Consider the following 21,391-nt stretch of genomic DNA (forward strand, 5'->3'; position numbering starts at 1 on the left):
ATTAAAACTTTTTATCTTGAATAGCAAAAACTTTTTGAAGTAAAGTCGAGGTTCGAGATTTTAAATCTGTTCTAATATTTTTTTCCTCAATGGCTACCATTTTAAACACACCATTTAAAGCTTGGTTCGTAACATAATCAGTTAAGTCGGGATTAACTTTATTAACCAATGGAATACTGTTGTATTTAGTGATAATATTCGCCCACACTTTATCAGCCCCAACTCTACTAAATGAATTTTTAATCACTGGATTAAATTTACCGTACAAAGCAGTCGAAGTACTATTTTGTAAATAATTAGTGGCCGAGTTTTGACTTCCTAGCAAAATTGCTTTTGCATCCATGAAACTCATATTTCTAACTGCATCTACAAATATTGGAGTAGCTTCTTTTACGGCATCTTCAGCAGCCCGATTCAAGACTTTTAATCCTTCGTCAGCTAGCGAACTTAAGCCAATTTTGCGCAAACGAGAATCTACTTTTCGCAATTCCTCAGGTAATAGTATTTTTACTGCTTCGTTTCTGTAAAAACCGTCAGTAGCAGTAAGCTTGGTAACTTGTTTAGTAATCCCGTTGTTCAGTGCTTCCTTCAAACCACCAGCTATGTCAATTCCGTTGATGCCTTGCGTTTGCGGTAGTTGATTGATAACTTGCTGCACCTGAGCACAACTTGAAAGGGAGGCTGCAACCATTACAATTAAAATTTTTTTCATCTTATTTAAATTTGTTATTAAAATACCTTTTGGCGTTTGATTAAAAACTACCGTTTCAAAAATAGTTCCATAATTTTTTTTAGGAGCAGCTATTAATCTTTTTTTTTAACATTGATCCCGCTTTTTGCTGTATCCTCGCCCGAAAAGGCGAGGGATGCCGCTACAATCGGGGCTAAATAACAACAATCTTTCGTATTTATTAACAAGCTATCAATACTTCAGATAATTTTTAAAATAAAATTGTAAATTGCAGGCTTAAATTATCATATTCATAAAATGGAACAACAAATACCATATATCCCTATTAATAAAGTAAGAATTGTTACGGCAGCTGCCCTTTTCGATGGGCACGATGCAGCAATCAACATCATGCGTCGAATTATTCAATCTACAGGTGTAGAAGTCATACACTTAGGACACGATCGAAGCGTTGAGGAAGTGGTTAATACAGCCATTCAGGAAGACGCTAATGCAATAGCAATTACTTCTTATCAAGGCGGACATAATGAATACTTTAAATACATGTATGATTTGCTTCAAGAAAAAGGAGCGGGACAAATAAAAATATTTGGTGGCGGTGGTGGCGTAATTCTACCCTCTGAAATTGCTAATTTACAAGCGTATGGTATCACCAGAATATATGCTCCTGATGATGGACGTGCGATGGGATTGCAAGGAATGATTAATGATTTAGTAAAGCAATCTGACTTTGCTACTGGAGATAAATTGACGACTGAGTTGGAGGAATTAGAATTAAAAAATCCAACTGCTATTGCGCGAATTATCTCTGCTGCAGAAAATTTTCCTGATGTAGCAAAACCTGCTTTGGAAGCCATTCAAAAAATGAACCAAAACTGCAAAACTCCAGTTCTTGGAATTACAGGAACAGGCGGTTCAGGAAAATCTTCATTAGTGGATGAATTAGTGCGTCGCTTTCTTATTGATTTTCCGGAAAAAACAATCGGACTAATTTCTGTAGATCCGTCTAAGCGTAAAACTGGTGGCGCACTTCTAGGAGATAGAATCCGAATGAATGCGATTAATAGCCCAAGAGTCTACATGCGTTCCTTAGCAACTCGTCAATCTAATTTAGCATTATCTAAGTATGTAGCTGATGCGATTCAAGTAATCAAAGCGGCAAAGTACGATCTAATTATTCTGGAAACTTCAGGAATTGGACAATCGGATACTGAGATTATGGATCACTCTGATGTTTCTTTATATGTGATGACACCTGAATTTGGAGCTGCAACTCAATTAGAGAAAATCGATATGCTTGATTTTGCTGATTTAGTAGCTTTAAATAAATTTGACAAGAGAGGTGCTTTAGATGCAGTTCGTGACGTGAAAAAACAATACCAACGCAATCATAATTTATGGGATGTCAGCCCAGATGAAATGCCTGTTTTTGGAACTATTGCTTCACAGTTCAATGATCCGGGAATGAATACGCTATATAAAGCGATCATGGATAAAGTGCATGAAAAAACTGATTCTGATTTGAAATCTACATTCCAAATCACTCGTGAAATGAGCGAAAAAATTTATGTAATTCCACCTCATAGAACCCGCTACTTATCTGAAATTGCTGAAAGTAATCGCAAATATGATGTTACAGCGGTTACTCAAGAGCAAGTGGCTCAAAAATTATATGGTATTTATAAAACCATTGAAACAGTATCTGGTAAACTTCCTACCATTAATAAAGCTGGAATTGGTGATGAATCTGTAATGCCTTCTGCTTTAGAACTAGAAAAAGCGGGAGCAGCTGAAAATAAAATATTCTTGAATTTACTACTCAATCAATTTGAGAAAGTAAAAATGGATCTCGATGCGTACAATTGGGAAATAATATTGACTTGGAACGAGAAACTAAACAAATACAAAAATCCAATTTACACTTTCAAAGTTCGAGATCGAGAAATAAAAATGGCAACGCATACCGAGTCACTATCGCATTCTCAAATTCCGAAAATTGCTTTACCAAAGTACCAAGCTTGGGGTGACATCTTACGCTGGTGTTTACAGGAAAATGTGCCAGGTGAATTTCCTTTTACTGCAGGATTGTATCCGTTCAAGAGAGAAGGTGAAGACCCTTCTAGAATGTTTGCTGGAGAAGGTGGACCAGAAAGGACAAACAAGCGTTTTCATTACGTAAGTGCCGGTTTACCAGCTAAAAGATTGTCTACTGCTTTTGACAGTGTTACTTTATATGGTAATGATCCACATGTACGCCCTGATATTTATGGAAAAATAGGTAATGCTGGAGTTTCTATTTGTTGCTTAGACGATGCTAAAAAACTATATTCGGGTTTTGATTTAGTTCACGCTATGACTTCAGTTAGTATGACTATTAACGGTCCAGCTCCTATGTTACTTGGCTTTTTTATGAATGCGGCTATAGATCAGCAATGTGAATACTACATTAAAGAAAACGGTTTAGAAAAAGAAGTTGAGCAAAAATTAAATAAAATATATAAAGATAAAGGAGTTGAAAGACCGCATTATCAAGGTGATTTACCAGCTGGTAATAATGGATTAGGCTTAATGCTTCTGGGAGTGACTGGGGATTTAGTTTTACCGCTCGAAATTTACAATGAAATTAAAGCGAGAACGCTTTCACAAGTTCGAGGAACAGTGCAAGCTGATATTTTAAAAGAAGATCAAGCACAAAATACGTGTATTTTCTCTACTGAATTTGCACTTCGATTAATGGGTGACGTTCAGGAATATTTCATCAATAAAAATGTCAGAAATTTTTATTCAGTATCTATTTCAGGCTATCATATTGCTGAGGCTGGAGCAAATCCGATTACACAATTGGCGTTCACACTTTCTAATGGTTTTACTTACGTAGAATATTATTTGAGTCGTGGGATGAACATCAACGATTTTGGACCTAATTTATCCTTCTTCTTTTCAAACGGAGTAGATCCAGAATATGCGGTAATTGGCCGTGTAGCACGTAAAATATGGGCGAAAGCCATGAAAATTAAGTATGGCGCTAATGAAAGAGCACAAATGTTGAAATACCATATTCAAACATCGGGACGTTCTTTACATGCACAAGAAATTGATTTTAATGATATACGTACTACTTTACAAGCACTTTACGCGATCTACGATAACTGTAATTCATTGCATACAAACGCTTATGATGAAGCGATTACTACACCTACAGAAGAATCAGTGCGTCGTGCAATGGCGATTCAGCTGATTATTAATAAGGAATTAGGTTTAGCTAAAAACGAAAACCCAATTCAGGGTGCATTTATTATCGAAGAATTAACTGATTTAGTAGAATCAGCTGTGTTATTAGAGTTTGATAGAATCACAGAACGTGGTGGAGTTCTTGGTGCAATGGAAACCATGTATCAACGAAGTAAAATTCAGGAAGAGAGCTTGTATTATGAAACTTTGAAACATACTGGTGAATTTCCTATTATTGGAGTGAATACTTTTTTGAGTTCAAAAGGTTCTCCAACGGTTATTCCAGCAGAAGTAATTCGCGCAACGGAAGAGGAAAAACAATACCAAATCACAATGTTGAATAATTTACATCAGTCTAATCAAGAAAATGTGAGCAAACAATTAAACGACATTCAGGAAGCAGCCATTAAAAACGAAAATTTATTTGAACACTTGATGGAAGCTACAAAGGTATGTTCATTGGGACAAATCACTGCTGCGCTGTTTGAAGTTGGTGGTCAATACAGACGAAACATGTAAGCAGAGAACCATTTTCTTAGTAGAAGAAAATGTGTGAATCGCTTATCCCGGATTAGAACGGGATCGCAGAGAACCATTTTCTTAGTAGAAGAAAATGTGTGAATCGCTTATCCCGGATTATAACGGGATCGCAGAGAACCATTTTCTTAGTAGAAGAAAGTGTGTGAATCGCTTATCCCGGATTAGAACGGGATCGCAGAGAACCATTTTCTTAGCAGAAGAAAATGTGTGAATCGCTTATCCCGGATTATAACGGGATCGCAGAGAACCATTTTTTTAGCAGAAGAAAATGTGTGAATCGCTTATCCCGGATTAGAACGGGATCGGAGAGAACCATTTTCTTAGTAGAAGAAAATGTATGAATCGCTTATCCCGGATTATAACGGGATCGCAGAGAACTATTTTCTTAGTAGAAGAAAATGTGTGAATCGCTTATCCCGGATTATAGCGGGATCGCAGAGAACCATTTTCTTAGTAGAAGAAAATGTGTGAATTGCTTATCCCGGATTATAACGGGATCACAGAGAACCATTTTCTTAGTAGAAGAAAATGTGTGAATCGCTTTTTGTTTAGCGAATAACACATCATTCTTTGTTAAAGAAAAAATATAAAATACGATCTCATTTTTTAGTTTGATCTTTTTCAGTTCGGTACTCAAAAAGATAGAGTTAGAAAAAATACTAAATGTAAAGCATAAAAAAAGGCAGAAATTAATTTCTGCCTTTTTTGTTTTAAGAATATTTATAACGCTGGTTGATGTTTACCTTCTTTAATTTCTTCAACCATTTTTTTATTAAAGGCAATCAAGTCATCTGGATTTCTACTTGTGACTAAACCTTTATCGACCACAACTTCTTCGTCATACCATTCTGCACCTGCATTAATTAAATCTACTCTAATAGAAGGATTCGAAGTCATTTTTCTTCCCTTAACTAAATCTGCACTGATTAGAATTTGCGGTCCGTGACAAATTGAAGCAACTGGCTTTCCTACTAAAAAAAATTCTCTAATAAAAGATAAAGCATCTTCGTTTGTCCGCAATTTATCAGGATTAATAACTCCACCTGGTAAAACTAAAGCATCGTACTCACTCGCTTTTACACTTTTCAATTCTTTATCAACTTTGTACTCTTTTCCCCAATCGGTAGCAGCCCATGATTTTATATATCCACTTTCTGGACTCACTATTTCTACTTTCCAACCTTGTTTCTCTAGATATTCTTTAGGTGAACTTAATTCAACTTCTTCAAATCCATTTGTTGCTAAAATTGCTATTCTCTTTTCCATATTGTATTTTTTTGATGAATAATACGTCTTTTCATAAAATTACAAATTAGATATATTAAAGTCTCATAAAACGTGGTTAAAAAAGTAATAAAACATGTTAATGCTTTTGTGTGAAAATTAATTCTATAGAAGTTTACTTAATTTTACATATCCAATATTTAATTGGTTTTTTTCCAAAGTTGTGCCCGATTTTACAATTCTAATTGTATATTTTTCTTTGAAATGTGCGCTAAGCATTTCATTGACATTATAAATATCATCAACATCGATTCCGTATTTATCATCAATGTGTGAGGTAGCACCTTGGAAACCGCAATGTTTATAAAAGGCTGATTTCTTAGATTCTTTTGAGGCTGATGCTAAATTTTCTGCAACTGTTATCAATTTATAATGATATTCTTCAAACTCATTTTCTTTATAGCCACCAAGATTAATGAAATATAAATTATCTAAACTTTTGATTGGTTCCGTAGTTTTTGGAATGATTTGTATGGAACAATTATCTACCACGGTAACTTCTCTCCAAGCATCAATGTGAAGTTGTCCTTTGGCTTCAGGCCAAAAAAGATTCATGCTTGGAATCAAATCTTTAAGAGAATTTCCGATTCCAAAAAAAACATCATGCTGCTCTGTAAATCTACCCTTGGGCTTGCAGCCTAGCAATATCATATATAATTTAAGTTCTTTATCCATTTGCCAAAAGTAAGTAATATATCAAAATAAATTTTGGCACAATTAGTGAATAGTGTACTCAAGTACAAATTAAAAACGATAAAAAAATGAAAAAAATTACCTTATTCTTAGTTTTCATCGGGATGATGGCGCTACAAAGTTGTGAAGTAACTGAAGTAACAGAACTATATGAAACTAATAATGCTGGGCCTAAAACCGAAGTGTTTGAAATAACCAAAACATTTAATTTCAATAATAATTACAGTGTTTTGGTGCCGTTTGATCCACCATTACGATCATCAGATTCGGTTTTATTTTATCACTTGTATGACGTTGTGAACGGCCAAGATGTTTGGAAATTAATGCCACAAACTTATTTCTTTAATGATGGTGGTGAACTAGATTTTAACTTTGATTTTACAAAATTCAATGCGAAAATATTCTTAACAGCTAATTTTAATTTAAACACCTTAGATGCAACTTGGACAAAAGATCAAACTTTTAGAGTTGTGATAATACCCGATGGTTTTGCTAAAACAGTAAATAAAAACAATATCGATGCTGTTTTATCAGCATTAAAAGTGGCAAAGACTGATATCAAGAAAATTAATCTTTAAAAAATTACAGTATGAAAAAGGGAAACTAAATTGTTTCCCTTTTTCATACTATAAAATTATGGTTTACTGCTTTTCTTCAATGAAATTATTATACCAAGAATTAGAGAAAGTGCTATGAATGCTAATGAAACCCATTCAGGAAGTTTAATGAAATCATGAAGAAGCATTTTAATACCCACAAAACTTAATATTGCAATTAAACTGTATTCTAAATAACTAAATCTAGCTAACATGTTCGCTAAGAAAAAATACATGGAACGCAAACCTAATATTGCAAATATATTAGAACTAAAAACTAAAAAAGGATCATTTGTAATCGCTAGAATTGCGGGCACGCTGTCAATAGCAAAAACTACATCCATTACTTCAATTACTACAAGTGCTACAAAAAGCGGAGTCGCAGCTGTAATATGTTTTCGTTTAACAAAGAAATGTTCACCATCGATATGATTTGAAATGGGCATTATTTTTTTCAAAGTGCGATAAACTAATGACTTTTTAGGTTGAAACTGCTCATCTTCACCACTAAAAAGCATCTTCAAAGCGGTATAAAGTAAAAACGCCCCAAAGATATAAGTCATCCAAGTAAATTTATTGATCAGCATTACTCCAAAAAAGATCATCAGACCTCTAAAAATAATAGCACCCATAATTCCCCAAAATAGTACTCGATGTTGATACTTAGGTGGGATTTTAAAAGCAGCGAATATTAGTGCGATCACAAATATATTATCGATACTTAGTGATAATTCAATTAAATATCCAGTGATAAATTTAATAGCAGCGGTTGTTGGCAGCAATCCATCAGGATTTGCAATATAATCTGTAGAATATAACCAGTACACTACGCCAGAAAACATAAATGATAAAGCTACCCATATTGCGGTCCATTTTCCTGCTTCTTTAGAACTTATAACGTGTGCCGTTTTATTGAAAACACCTAAGTCAAGAGCTAAAAAAATTAAAACAGCGGCAAGAAAAATTATCCAGACAATCATAAATTCTATTATTTAATATTTTTGGTAAAGATACTTTTTGGTTTTTAAATTCTTACACATAAATAAAGCAAAGTTAGATTTACTCTTTTTTGTCATTTTTTTTATCTAATTATAGGAATAGAATAAATTGGATAAGTAGAATTACTATATGATAATTTTACAGGCCTGTTTCTCTAATATTAATAAAAATTTATTTTTATCCTATAAAAACAAGAGGTATGAACTTAATAAAATGATAAATAAATTATATTTGCATCAAAATAATAGGGGTCTAATTAATAAAAACTAATTTTTATGTCAACATTACGTTTCCAAGCTTTGAGAGAAGCTTCAACAAGAAAGCCAGTTAAATTTGAAGAATCAGATAGAAAGTCAGCAATTTTTGGTTCAAATGTATTTAATGATAAGGCAATGAGGCAATATTTAACGGCTGATGCCTTTAAAGGGGTACAAGGTGCCGTGCAACATGGAACTAAAATAGACAGAAAACTAGCTGATTACATTGCTATGGGAATGAAAGAGTGGGCACTATCTAAAGGAGTGACTCATTACACGCATTGGTTTCAGCCACTTACAGGTATAACTGCTGAAAAACATGATGCTTTTTTTGAAACTTCGTACGACGGTAGCGATCCGGTTGAAAAATTTGGTGGTGCACAATTAGTACAGCAAGAACCTGATGCTTCTAGTTTTCCAAATGGTGGAATTAGAAATACATTTGAAGCGAGGGGTTATACGGCTTGGGATCCAACTTCTCCCGCATTTATTTTTGGAACTACTTTATGTATTCCAACCGTTTTTATTTCCTACACTGGAGAGGCGCTAGATTACAAAACACCACTCTTACGTGCTTTAACTGTAATAGATGATGCTGCTACGGAAGTGTGCAAGTATTTTGATAAAAATGTAAAGAAAGTAACTGCAACATTAGGTTGGGAGCAAGAATATTTCTTAATAGATAGTGCTTTGGCTAATTCTCGTCCAGATCTTATGATGACTGGAAGAACTTTGCTAGGACATACTTCAGCTAAAGGACAGCAACTAGATGATCATTATTTTGGATCGATACCTACTCGAGCCCTAGTATATATGAGAGACCTTGAACAACAATGTATGTTATTAGGTATTCCAGTAAAAACGCGTCATAACGAAGTAGCACCAAATCAATTTGAGTTGGCACCCATTTTTGAAGAAACAAATCTTGCAGTAGATCATAATTGTTTGCTTATGGATGTGATGCAAAAAGTGGCGGAACGTCATAGCTTTAAAGTACTTTTCCATGAGAAACCTTTTAAAGGGGTGAATGGCTCAGGAAAGCATAATAATTGGTCACTGGCAACTGATACGGGAGTTAATCTTTTAAGTCCAAGTAAAACACCAATGAGTAATTTACAATTTTTAACTTTCTTCATTAATACAATCAAAGCGGTAAATGACAATGAATCATTATTAAGGGCGGCCATAGCATCTGCAAGTAATGACCATCGCTTAGGAGCTAATGAAGCACCGCCAGCGATTATTTCAGTATTTATTGGTGCACAGTTAACTAAAGTCCTAGCAGAATTAGAGGGTGTCACCGCAGGTAAATTATCTCCAGAAGAAAAAACAGATCTCAAATTGAATGTAGTAGGAAAAATTCCAGATGTCTTATTAGATAATACCGATAGAAATAGAACTTCACCGTTTGCTTTCACAGGAAATAAATTTGAATTTAGAGCAGTGGGTTCAACCGCAAACTGTTCTAATTCAATGACCACCTTAAATGCAATAGTTGCAAAACAACTGAGAGATTTTAAAGTAGAAGTTGATACTTTAATTGAAAAGAAAGACATGAAAAAAGACGATGCCATCTTTAATGTGTTGAGAGAATATATTAAGCAATCTAAAAAAATCCTTTTTGAAGGTGATGGTTATAGTGAAGAGTGGGAAATTGAAGCTGCAAGTAGAGGTTTAAGTAATTTTAAGACCACTCCTGAAGCGCTAAAAGCGAGAATTTCAAAACAATCTTTAGATTTGTTTTCTGAATTGAATATCATGAATCATGTTGAAGTTGAAGCGCGATATGAAATTGAGTTAGAAGAGTACACTAAGAAAATCCAAATTGAAGGTAGGGTTTTAGGAGATATTTCTAAAAATCATGTGATCCCAACCGCAATTCGTTATCAAAATACGCTTATCGCCAATGTCAAAGGTTTAAAAGATATTTTTGGTGATGAATTTGAAAATATCGCTAAAGAGCAAATAATTCTTATCAAGCAAATTTCTAAACATATAGAAGGTATAAATTCTAATGTTGTTGAAATGACTAATGAAAGAAAAAAGGCAAACATGCTAACTGACGCACAAGAAATGGCGGAGGTTTATTGTAATAAGGTTAAGCCTTATTTTGAAATCATTAGAAAACATTGTGATAAATTAGAGCTGCTTGTTGATAATGAAATTTGGACTCTTACCAAATACCGAGAGTTATTGTTCACCAAATAGAAAAAAAGTTAAGTAAAAGCCTAGTCTTAAACGATTAGGCTTTTTTTTGCCTAGTAATGAAGAAAATTAATGAATATAGATCAAGCCACTTTATATTATAAAATCTGGTTAAAAATTTGATGCTTTTTATTTTAAATAATAAATTTAAGATAATATAAGTAAAAACTGATATTAATTATTTTAAAAATATTTATTAACAAGTTATTTACAACTAAAGTGATATTAAATAATTTTTCTTATAAGAAATATCTTTATTTTAATTAAAATGTTTATGTAATTCATCGATTATATTACACAGATCATCTTTTAATTGTATAAATCCTTAAAATTTAAGTACTTATAATTTTTTTGTCAAATTCAAATTTTCTAAATTTGAATAGTTAAAATAAAACGCCGGTGTTGTTTTAAACTAATTGCAATTGTAAAGAATGCCCTTATTCTTCTTAACCTACGTAATAAAAATTATTAATAACCAATTAAACATTATTTATTATGAAGAAAGTAATTTTAAGCATCTCCGCGATGCTATTTGTAGGAGCTATGTCATTTGCTCAGGGAAACATTTCTAACGCAAATCAAGTTGGTAACAGCAATGCTGCACTTGTGGATCAATTCGGTAACGTTAATAGTTCCGATATAGATCAAATAGGAAACAGTAACAAATCTGATGTTTTTCAAGGTAGAAAACCGTCAAACTTTAATGCTGTGAACAATAAGGCAGAAGTAATGCAAAATGGAAATTCCAACACGGCTTTTGTTTCTCAAAGCAACAAAAATAATGAGGCTTATCAAACTCAAACGGGGGACAATAACTCTGCTACTATCTGGCAAGATCAAATCGTTGGAGCACCTGCAGCAACTCAAGGTTCTGATTGGGGTAAACAAGTACAAACTGGTAAGTCTAATAAAGCTACTATAGATCAAGGTACTTCTGGTAATGAGAGACCAACATCTTCATCTGTATTTAGCCCTGCTCAAATTGCAGCAGTTGCATTAGTTCCTGTTCCTGTATCGCCTAACACTCTTAACAAGGCACTGCAAACTCAAACTGGTGATTCTAATACGGCGTATGCAAGTCAAGGTGGTGAAAGAAATTCATCTACTCAAACTCAAACGTCTCCAGCGGGAACCTCTCTCGCAAATGGTAACTTATCCAATCACTATCAATATGGCAAAGATAATAAGGCCACAAATACTCAGAATGGAACTAAATTAACGAATAATACACTTCAAATTGGTGAATCCAATATGGCAACTGTTAGTCAAACTGGTTCAATGCATCAAAGTATTAATTATTCACAAGGGAATTTAAATTCAATTTCTGTGACTCAAAACAACGGAATGTAAATTTTCATAAGTATTAGAAGATGAGATAGTCGAAATACTATCTCATCTTTTTAATTTAAAACGATAGTGATGAAAAATATCTCTTTAAAATCGACCGCGTTTTTGCTTTTTTTAAGTTCAATATTATTTTCTCAAAATAGGGAGGATAATTTGGTGTTTCAAAACTATAGTTCTTCTGCTTTCGATCAAAAAGATATAGCACTGAATCTAGTTGGTAATTCTAGCAGCATTAATGAAAGTAATAGAAATTCTTATTTATCGTATCGAAGTTCCTTGATTAATATTCAGCAAATAGGAAATTACAATAATGCGATAGTAAATATAAATTCGCAAATTTCTTCTGTAAGTGTATCGCAAGAAGGAAATAATAATAAATATTCTTTAGTAAAAGATGTAAAAAAAATTATCATGAGTGTGCAGCAAAGTGGAAATGACAATATAATAAATGATTATTCTTACCGAAGTAATTATGATATCAATGCAAAAATGATTCAAAATGGTAATGATTTAAATATCAAAAGTATTGGAGCCAATTCAATATCTAAGGATATGACTGTTTCTCAAAAAGGTAATAGCGCTTCCGTAATAATAATTAATAAACTTAATTGACATGCAGTTTATTAAAAAAATTTTAATCATAAGTCTCTTTTTATTTTTTACAAATTTTTATTCACAAGAGAGCACAACTCAAGATGAAGTTAAGGCAAAGATCGAGATTGAAAGAATTGAAAATAATATAAAAATATTTGGAACAGCCGAAAACTTCACTGAGATAACAAAAAGTGCTTCCTACAAATTATCTGTTATACGAAAAAATATTTTGGATGGTAATACCAGTAACAATGCCCAAGAGGGAATATTTACTTTGAAACCTAATGAAAAGATAAAATTATCTACAACTCAAGTCAATATTACTGCTGATGACGAAGTAATTGTAATGTTAATTTTTTATAATGAACAGAAACAAATTATTAGTAAGGAAAGATTGGTTTTTAATTCAGAAAAAAAAAAGTAGAAGAAGTACTAAAAAAGCCTGATCAAAGTTTCATTTTAAAAGGAATTATTACTGATAATACAAAAACTAGAGTTGGAAAAGAATTTTACGATAAATATTTTTATTTCTATAATGATCTTGAAATTAATGGTGGCGAAATTGTTATTATTGGAGAGGAGTTTAGTTTTGGCCGGAACATTAAAATATCAGTCGAAATCAACAATGAGATTATTTATGAATTTATCGCAAGACCGGATGAAGAGTTTTTAGAATCAGCAGCTTCTGAAGCTGTTAATGTGACATTCTTTTATTTTAAGGAAAAAGAAAAACTAAGTAAATATTTTACTCAATACTAAAATCATTTTTTGTTATGAAATATTTTTATTTTTTAATAGCGTCAATTTTTTCTTCAGTTCCTACAAATGCACAAGCGTTCGTGTATAAGCCTGTTAATCCGGCCTTTGGTGGAGACACTTTTAATTATCAATGGTTAATGAGTAGTGCAGAGAACCAAAATAAATTTAAAGATAAAGTAAGCCAACTAGAACAAAAAACTGACCTACAAAAATTTAAAGAAAGTTTAAATTCACAATTATTAAGTCAGATTTCTAGTTTGCTTTATAGACAGCAGTTTGGTACTGATGGTCTTTCGGAGGGATCTTATACTTTTGGAAGCTATTCAGTAGATATTTTTCCTACCGCAGATGGTCTTTCACTAAATATTCTCGATACAAATACTGGCGAGCAAACTCAAATCATTATCCCAAAAAAATAATATGAGAATTTTAACCTACACTTCTTTACTAATTTTATCGGTTTTATCTAGTTGCACTGCTTACTATAATCAGCCCACTGGATTGCAAAAAGCAATCATAGGAGAGGGTACCCCAGCAACATCTTTATTAAGAAATCTTCCAACTCCAAAAGAGCAGGTTGTTGTAGGTGTTTATAAATTTAGAGATCAAACCGGTCAATATAAACCCCAAGATAATGGAAATAGTTTTAGTACTGCAGTTACCCAGGGCGCTACTTCAATTTTAATTAAAGCACTAGAAGATTCAAAGTGGTTTATACCAATTGAAAGAGAAAATGTTGGTAATTTACTTCAAGAACGAAATTTAATTCGTTCAACACGACAAGAATATAATAAAAATGCAAATCCAAACGATCCTCAGTTGACCCCATTATTATATGCGGGTGTCTTGCTTGAAGGTGGAATAATATCTTATGATTCCAATATTATCACTGGTGGATTTGGAGCACGTTACTTTGGAGCTGGAGGGTCGGTTAAGTATCGCCAAGATAGAGTTACAATTTATTTGAGGATGGTCTCTACTTCTAATGGTAAAATTCTTAAATCTGTCTACATATCAAAAACAATACTATCTCAAGCTGTTGATCAAAGTTTATTCAGATATGTCAATTTCAAACGACTTTTAGAAGTGGAAACAGGATACACGGCAAATGAACCTATTCATATGGCGGTTAGTGAAGCGATTGAAAAGGCAGTAGAATCGATTGTGTTAGAAGGTATTCAAGATGGAATTTTATTGACAGACGATCCAAAGGAAAAGGTCGAGGCTCTTTTAAATAATTATAAAAAAGAAAATGAAATAGCTGATAATTCAAAAATTTATGGCCGAGCTTTAACACCACAAAGACGCAAGTTTGGTATCGAATTATCTGGAGGAAGTACATTTATGAACGGCGACTATTCTAATCCGTTAGCGAAGCCATTTATTAGAGGTGCTTTAAAATTTGCTCCTTCTCAAAGTTTTATTATTTCAGCATCTACAAATGCTTTAAAACTGGCAAATGAAAACGCAATAAATGTTGGGTATGCCACTTTTGATTTAAACGGTGAATGGATTATTTTACCTAAAGATAAACTGTCACCATATTTGTCCGCTGGTGCTGGAATTGGGTTTAACAGTAAGTTTGAAAACAGCCATAGTAAAGTACAGTTTGGTACTGGCTTAGAATATTTAGTTTCGGACAATTTTGGTATAAAATTGTTTGGTGAATACAATGTTAATTTTAGCGACAACATTGACTATTTGGTCGCTGGAATTAGAGATGATTATTATTATAAATTTGGTTTTGGAATCACTTATTATTTAGGTAAAAAAGCAAAATAAACAGGTATTTTTAATTCTAAAATAACGCTAAATGAAATATATTACCCCACTTATTATTTTAACATTTATGTCCGTTTTTTTTTCGTGTAGTGAGGAAAAAATAGATGGTAGTGCAGAAATATTCGGAACAGTCAAAGGTAAAATAGTGTCGAGTGATACTTTCGAACCATTAGAAAATGTTAAAGTTTTTTCAAGTCCAACATCAAGTACTGTTTTCACTGATGCTGAGGGTAAATTTACGATCAGTAATATAAAAGTTGGTGAATATTCAATCCAAGCGCAGAAAGACGGCTATTTATCAAAATTTGAATCGGTTACCGTTAATAAAAATTTAGAAAGTGAAGTTGTATTTGAACTAACAAAAAACACTGGTAACAACCTACCACCTTTGGAACCCAAGATTGTTGCACCTTTGGATAATGCTACAAATCAAAGCTTGAGTACAAAAATAGAGTGGGCAGCAAGTGATCCTAACGGAGATGTTTTAAGCTATGAAGTCACGTTGAGAAATGATAAAAGTAGCACTGTTTTAATATATTCAGGCATAAAGGAAAAGGAGCTGTTACTGACAAATTTATTCTACGGAACTAAGTATTTTTGGCAGGTATCTGTTACAGATTCTAAAAGTAAACCAGTTTTTAGTTCTGTTTTTACATTCTCAACTTTAAGTTTTCCGTCAACTAGATATTTAATGGTAAAAAAGATCAATTCAAACAATGTGATTTTTGCTGCTGACCAAGATAAAAATAGATATCAAATAACTAGTTCGGAGACAAATAGCTGGCGTCCCAGAAAAAACAATCAATCTGGTAAAATTGCATTCATACAATCTAATGGTTCGCAAAATCATATCTTTATTATGGATGCAGATGGATCAAATAAGACCAAAGTCACTAACTCAGTTTCTATTGCTGGATTTAACCCTGACTTTATAGGATTTTCTTGGAATACCACTGGCGATAAATTAATCTATCCAAATTTTGATAAATTATACCAGATTAATAGCGATGGTAGTGGATTGAAAAAAATATTTGAAACATCAAATGGTAAGTTTATATCAGAATGCGATTGGAGTAATGATGGTATGAAAGTAGCAATAAAGGTTAATGACAACGAAGGATACAACGCTGAAATATATGTAATTAACCTTGCAGGTGCAATTATTAGCAATGTCCTGCCGTCACAAACTGGTGCTGTAGGTAGCTTAAATTTTTCGATCACAGGTAGAAAACTACTTTATACAAGGGATGTTTCTCAGTATGAAAGTCCTAATTACAGACAACTCGACAATAGGATTTTCGAATATAATTTTGACACCTCTTTTTCGGTTCAAATTACGACAGAAAAAATCGCAGGTACTAATGATCAAGATGCGAGGTATTCACCTAACGAAGCAGAAATTATATTTACGAACACATCAAATGATGGCACGTCTGAAAAAAATATTTTAAAAATTGAAGTAAATCCCGCTGGTCTCAATGCATTAAGAAGAGAAACCTTATTTACTGGACAATTTATGCCTGATTGGGAATAAATTTCACATCTATTATTTAAAAGATGCCTATTTCATTTGATTTAGGCATCTTTTTTTTCAAAATTATAAATTGCAAGGATTCATTCTTAATAAAACATCATATTCAAAACCCAATTAAAATATTTACCTTTGTCCAACAACTAACTGCTTCAAAACAGATTTTACAACTATACTACATGAGTTCAGATACTTCAAAACGATATGCACTTAGAGGCGTTTCGGCATCTAAAGAAGATGTACATAATGCCATAAAAAATATTGACAAAGGATTGTTTCCGCAGGCTTTCTGTAAAATTGTTCCCGATTATTTAACTCAAGATCATGAGTATTGTCTTATCATGCATGCAGATGGAGCTGGAACTAAATCCTCTTTAGCATATATGTATTGGAAAGAAACGGACGATATTTCAGTTTGGAAAGGCATAGCTCAAGACGCATTGATAATGAATATTGACGATTTATTATGCGTAGGTGCAACTGACAATATTTTGCTTTCTTCCACTATTGGTCGAAATAAAAACTTGATTCCCGCAGAAGTTATTTCAGCAATTATAAATGGAACTGAAGAATTAATAAAAGAACTTGAAACCTTTGGAGTTACTATTCATTCAACAGGAGGCGAAACTGCTGATGTAGGTGATATTGTGCGCACAATAATTGTTGACTCAACCGTAACGGCTCGTATGAAACGCAGCAAAGTAATTGATAATGCCAACATTAAAGCTGGTGATGTAATTGTTGGGCTAGCTTCTTTTGGTCAAGCTAGTTACGAGAAAAGTTATAATGGTGGAATGGGAAGTAACGGACTTACATCAGCCAGACATGATGTTTTTGAAAAATATTTGGCAACCAAGTATCCAGAAAGTTATGATGCAGCTGTTCCTGAGGACTTAATTTATTCTGGTCAAGTCCAATTAACTGATAAAGTAGAAAATTCTCCTATCAATGCTGGACAATTAGTGCTTTCGCCAACACGAACTTACGCGCCAATTATTAAGAAAATTTTAGACAAATATACTTCCAGCGAGATTCATGGAATGGTTCATTGCAGTGGCGGTGCTCAAACAAAAATTTTACATTTTATTGAAAATCTGCATGTCATAAAAGATAATTTATTTCCCGTACCACCACTTTTTAAATTGATTCAAGAGCAGTCACAAACCGACTGGAAAGAAATGTATCAAGTGTTTAATTGTGGACACCGAATGGAAATTTACGTTTCTGAAGCTATTGCGCAAGATATTATTTCAATTTCAAAATCTTTTAACGTTGATGCTCAAATTGTAGGGCGAGTGAGTGAATCAGATGGTAAAAAGCTAACGATTAGCAGCGAACACGGAACTTTTGAATATTAATTAATCCATTGAATAGTTTTATATTTTAATCTAATTATTTCAATTTTATAGATATTAACATGTACGAATTACTTTTTTGGAATTATATTGAAGGAATATATCTAAATCACCACGAAGTTTACGAAGCCATTATTGAGGAACAATCAGACATTGATGGACTTGAGGAGCTTCCTGTTCAGATTATTCTAAATAGAATTGCAAAAGTATTTTTAAAATGGGAAAAAGTAGATGAGAGAAGTTGGAAAAATAACGACGGATTAGGAGCTTTTCACATTAGAACTACACCTCAAAGTATAAAAATTGATTGTTATGGCACCGAGGGTAAAACTATGGACACGTTAGTCAATATTATGGAGGAATTCAATTGTGCGCTCTATGACCCGCAAGTTCCGCAGCGATATGATGATATGGCTGAATAATACTATAAGGAGCTAGATCCAGCACTCCGTTTCAAGTCCTCCCTAAAAAAAATATTTTTCTAAATCCTGAAAGGAGCTTCTTTTAGTCGCTCTTTCAGGATAATAAAAATTATTTTTTTGTAGTCCGGGCTTTTCACTTCTTTCTGGGCTAAAAACGATTCGTATAAATAAACAATACTTTTATTACTTGCTCGTTTTTTATTTTGTAGCAGATTCATTTAAAAGTATCGGTTTTCCAAAACCAATTTGCTCCAATTTCCCTAGTTGCGTTTCTGCATCGCCTATAATCAAGTAAATCATTTTATCTGCGTTTAAATATTTGTCTGAAAGCACTTTTACATTGGCTAACGATATATTTTTTACAACATCCTCTTGTTCTTTTGCGTAAGCATCCGTATAGCCATAATTGCTTATGTTGTACAACATATCTAATTTTGAACTAAGTGTTTCAAATTCTCTAGCATTACTCTTTATTAAATAACCTTTAGTAACATCGAGATCGTTTTCATTGAAATTTTTGCCATAATTATTCAAGATTTCTTTAATTAAACTTACGGCTTCAAATGTAATATTAGAACGAACGCCACTAGAAATACTAAACGGCCCTTTATTGTTAGATCCTGAAAAAGATGACCCTATGCCATACGTATATCCTTTTCCTTCACGTAATTGTTGGGTTAATTGTGATGCAAATCCTCCACCACCTAAACGATAATTTAAAATAGTAGCTGGATAAAAATCAGTATCAGTAGCTGCTAAAGCAGGATATCCAATTCTAATCACGGACTGTTTTGCGCCAGGAACATCATAAAAATATATCTTAGATGCCGTAACTACATTAGCAGCTGGCATTTTAGGAAATAAAACTTCTTTAGACTTCCATTCTTTATTCAAAGAAGAAACTGATTTTATTACTTCATTCTCTGAAACAGCTCCTACAATTTGAAAATTAGAAACGGATGGCGATCCGTTAAGTAGATAATAACTTTTCAAATCATCCATTGAAATACTCTCCACACTTTTCTCAGTCCCTATTCTATTGTGAGATAATATAGATTCATTTCCATACACTAATTTTTTAAATTCATTTCTCGCAATGCTATTAGGATCAGCTTTTTGCTGTTGAACTTGGCTCAACGTGCTTTGCTTAATTAAATCAAATTCCTTCGTGTCCCATCTAGGCTGAAGAATTATTTCCTGCACTAGTGCTGCAGTCGCTTTATAATTTTTTGCCAGTGAACTTCCGCTAATAAATATGCCTTCATCAGAAGAATAAGCTTTAATTGTTGCTCCTAAACTTTCAATAGCGTTCTCTAGTTGCTCTGGTGTTTTATTTTTTGTGCCTTTAGTCAGTAAATCCGCCAGCATATTAGAAACTCCAATTTGAGTCGATTTTTCAAGCAACATTCCTCCTTTTATTTGTAGTTGAAACTGTACTAATGGTACTTCATAATTCTCAATTCCTATTAAGTTTAAACCAGATGATAATTTACTTTTCCATACTTTAGGTAATTTTACATCAGGACTTTCTCCATAAGCAGGCTCGGCACTTCGGTCAAATGACGATGGTGTTTTATCATAAGTTGCTACAATACTTGCGTCAAAAGAATCTTCTTTACCTTCAATTATTTTTTCCTCTACTACTGTTGCCAGTTTTGATTCAGATAAAACAAGATTAGATTCTCCTTTTGGTACAAAACTAGTGGCAATAAAGTTTTTCCCTTTAATGTATTTTTGATAAACTCGCATTACATCTTCAGTAGTTACTGCAAGAATGTTCTTCACATCTTGAGTGATATAATTTGGATTTCCTGCAAAAATCTCATACTGAGCAAGCTGAAATCCTTTCCCGAGAACACTTGATAAGCTTGTATAAAAAGCAGTTTCTTGTCCTGCTTTAATTCTGTCAAGATCTTGTTGCGAAATCCCTTTGGATTCAAAGTCCTTAAATGCCTCATTTATGCCATTCATTACGGCATTAAGATTTGTTTTTTCAAATGCAGTTACACTTAACATATATTGACCAGCAATTTCGGAATTGTATTGATAAATATCTACAGCATCAGTTAACTTTTTATCTTCGACGAGTGTTTTATAGAGTGGTGCTTTTTTACCTTTTGATAAATAACTAGCCAGAACTTCAAGCGCATAGCTATCAGGATGATATTCATAAACTGAAGGCCAAGTAAGTGTAAGTTGTGGTAGTCGTGCAAAATTATCTTCGTAATATAATTTTTTAGTTGTCGTTAGACTTACTGCTTGCTTTTCCATTTTTGGGATATCTTGACCTCGTTTAATCTCGCCAAAATATTTTTCAACCCAACTTTTAGTTTGTATTACATCAAAATCTCCAGCAATAGTTAATGTTACATTATTAGGAACGTACCAGCGGTTATAAAAGTTTTTTACATCTTCAAGTGTAGCGTTTTGCAAATCTTCAAGTGAACCAATTACTTCCCAATTGTACGGATGCGTTTCAGGATATAAATTTTTAGAAATCACAGAATTAGTATGTCCATAAGGTCTATTGTCATAACTCTGTCTTTTTTCATTTTTCACCACTTGTTTCTCTTTAGCTAAAACAGGCTCAGTTACCGTATTGATAAAATAACCTAATTTATCAGCCTCGGCCCAGATCATTTTTTCTAAGGCATCTTTTGGAACTGTTTGAAAGTAATTTGTTCGATCGCGGCTCGTGGATCCATTTGCTCCCTCGCCACCAATGCGTGCACTCATTTTATCTAATCCACCTTTACCTAGATTCTCTGATTCTAAAAATAGTAGATGTTCAAATAAATGTGCAAACCCAGTTCTACCCACTTTTTCTCTTGCTGAACCCACATGACTTGTTAGAGCAACAGCCACAACAGGATCTGATCTATCAACGTGCAAGATAACTTGCAATCCATTTTTTAATGTAAATTTTTCGAAATCTACCTTAAAATCTTTAGATTTCTCATTCTGTGAATAGCTAGAAATTGAAACACAAATAAATAAATAGAGAGATAGAGATTGAATTTTTTTCATGATATGTTTGAGTTTTGGCTTTGTTACAACTTTGATTTTAAACAACTAAATTAATAAATAATTGCGATAAATTAAAAA

General features: G+C 33.0%; 17 protein-coding genes. 12 read left to right on the plus strand and 5 right to left on the minus strand.

The features are described 5' to 3' along the window. Position 1: 1 nt before the first annotated feature. Positions 2 to 712: a DUF4197 domain-containing protein gene (locus BUA99_RS06485; protein ID WP_072989830.1), complete on the minus strand. Its 711-nt coding sequence runs from the start codon at positions 710 to 712 to the stop codon at positions 2 to 4. Positions 713 to 988: 276 nt separating this feature from the next. Between BUA99_RS06485 and BUA99_RS06490 the strand changes: the two genes are divergently transcribed. Further along, positions 989 to 4,441, plus strand: a complete 3,453-nt coding sequence (locus BUA99_RS06490) for a methylmalonyl-CoA mutase family protein (protein WP_072989833.1) — start codon at positions 989 to 991, stop codon at positions 4,439 to 4,441. A 741-nt stretch (positions 4,442 to 5,182) separates the two neighbouring features. Here the strand turns inward: BUA99_RS06490 and BUA99_RS06495 are convergent. Next, positions 5,183 to 5,728, minus strand: a complete 546-nt coding sequence (locus BUA99_RS06495) for a type 1 glutamine amidotransferase domain-containing protein (RefSeq protein WP_072989836.1) — start codon at positions 5,726 to 5,728, stop codon at positions 5,183 to 5,185. A 123-nt stretch (positions 5,729 to 5,851) separates the two neighbouring features. Beyond that, entirely contained in the window at positions 5,852 to 6,421 is a 570-nt protein-coding gene (locus BUA99_RS06500; RefSeq protein ID WP_072989839.1) for a DUF1543 domain-containing protein, read from the minus strand. Positions 6,422 to 6,507: 86 nt separating this feature from the next. Between BUA99_RS06500 and BUA99_RS06505 the strand changes: the two genes are divergently transcribed. Continuing rightward, positions 6,508 to 7,017 (plus strand): hypothetical protein, encoded by a 510-nt coding sequence (locus tag BUA99_RS06505; RefSeq protein WP_072989842.1) that lies wholly within the window; start codon positions 6,508 to 6,510, stop codon positions 7,015 to 7,017. Between the two features lie 56 nt (positions 7,018 to 7,073). Here BUA99_RS06505 and BUA99_RS06510 read toward each other — a convergent pair whose 3' ends face one another. Beyond that, positions 7,074 to 8,015, minus strand: coding sequence for a TerC family protein (locus tag BUA99_RS06510; protein ID WP_072989845.1), 942 nt, complete (start codon positions 8,013 to 8,015; stop codon positions 7,074 to 7,076). A 294-nt stretch (positions 8,016 to 8,309) separates the two neighbouring features. Between BUA99_RS06510 and BUA99_RS06515 the strand changes: the two genes are divergently transcribed. The 10 genes from BUA99_RS06515 to BUA99_RS06560 all read left to right on the plus strand — a co-directional run bounded on the left by BUA99_RS06515 (position 8,310) and on the right by BUA99_RS06560 (position 18,286). Further along, positions 8,310 to 10,499 carry a glutamine synthetase III family protein gene (locus tag BUA99_RS06515; RefSeq protein ID WP_072989848.1) on the plus strand — a complete coding sequence of 730 codons (2,190 nt, stop codon included), beginning with the start codon at positions 8,310 to 8,312 and terminating at the stop codon, positions 10,497 to 10,499. Positions 10,500 to 10,991: 492 nt separating this feature from the next. Next, positions 10,992 to 11,846: a hypothetical protein gene (locus tag BUA99_RS06520; protein ID WP_084673491.1), complete on the plus strand. Its 855-nt coding sequence runs from the start codon at positions 10,992 to 10,994 to the stop codon at positions 11,844 to 11,846. A gap of 69 nt (positions 11,847 to 11,915) precedes the next feature. Continuing rightward, positions 11,916 to 12,455, plus strand: a complete 540-nt coding sequence (locus BUA99_RS06525) for a hypothetical protein (RefSeq protein ID WP_072989853.1) — start codon at positions 11,916 to 11,918, stop codon at positions 12,453 to 12,455. 1 nt (position 12,456) lies between these two features. Continuing rightward, complete coding sequence (locus tag BUA99_RS06530) at positions 12,457 to 12,861, plus strand: hypothetical protein (RefSeq protein WP_072989856.1); 405 nt, start codon at positions 12,457 to 12,459, stop codon at positions 12,859 to 12,861. A 47-nt stretch (positions 12,862 to 12,908) separates the two neighbouring features. Next, positions 12,909 to 13,196 (plus strand): curli production assembly/transport protein CsgE, encoded by a 288-nt coding sequence (locus tag BUA99_RS06535; RefSeq protein ID WP_234972935.1) that lies wholly within the window; start codon positions 12,909 to 12,911, stop codon positions 13,194 to 13,196. Positions 13,197 to 13,210: 14 nt separating this feature from the next. After that, complete coding sequence (locus BUA99_RS06540) at positions 13,211 to 13,615, plus strand: curli production assembly/transport component CsgF (protein WP_072989859.1); 405 nt, start codon at positions 13,211 to 13,213, stop codon at positions 13,613 to 13,615. Position 13,616: 1 nt separating this feature from the next. Next, positions 13,617 to 14,978: a CsgG/HfaB family protein gene (locus BUA99_RS06545; RefSeq protein WP_072989862.1), complete on the plus strand. Its 1,362-nt coding sequence runs from the start codon at positions 13,617 to 13,619 to the stop codon at positions 14,976 to 14,978. Positions 14,979 to 15,009: 31 nt separating this feature from the next. Further along, positions 15,010 to 16,512 (plus strand): carboxypeptidase-like regulatory domain-containing protein, encoded by a 1,503-nt coding sequence (locus BUA99_RS06550; protein ID WP_072989865.1) that lies wholly within the window; start codon positions 15,010 to 15,012, stop codon positions 16,510 to 16,512. 176 nt (positions 16,513 to 16,688) lie between these two features. Next, positions 16,689 to 17,867, plus strand: a complete 1,179-nt coding sequence (locus BUA99_RS06555) for an AIR synthase related protein (protein WP_072990624.1) — start codon at positions 16,689 to 16,691, stop codon at positions 17,865 to 17,867. Between the two features lie 59 nt (positions 17,868 to 17,926). Further along, positions 17,927 to 18,286 carry a hypothetical protein gene (locus tag BUA99_RS06560; protein WP_072989868.1) on the plus strand — a complete coding sequence of 120 codons (360 nt, stop codon included), beginning with the start codon at positions 17,927 to 17,929 and terminating at the stop codon, positions 18,284 to 18,286. Between the two features lie 198 nt (positions 18,287 to 18,484). Here the strand turns inward: BUA99_RS06560 and BUA99_RS06565 are convergent, their stop codons facing one another. Then, positions 18,485 to 21,313 (minus strand): M16 family metallopeptidase, encoded by a 2,829-nt coding sequence (locus BUA99_RS06565; protein WP_072989871.1) that lies wholly within the window; start codon positions 21,311 to 21,313, stop codon positions 18,485 to 18,487. Positions 21,314 to 21,391: the final 78 nt, after the last annotated feature.

The organism is Flavobacterium segetis, assembly GCF_900129575.1.
In the GTDB taxonomy this organism is placed as follows: domain Bacteria; phylum Bacteroidota; class Bacteroidia; order Flavobacteriales; family Flavobacteriaceae; genus Flavobacterium; species Flavobacterium segetis.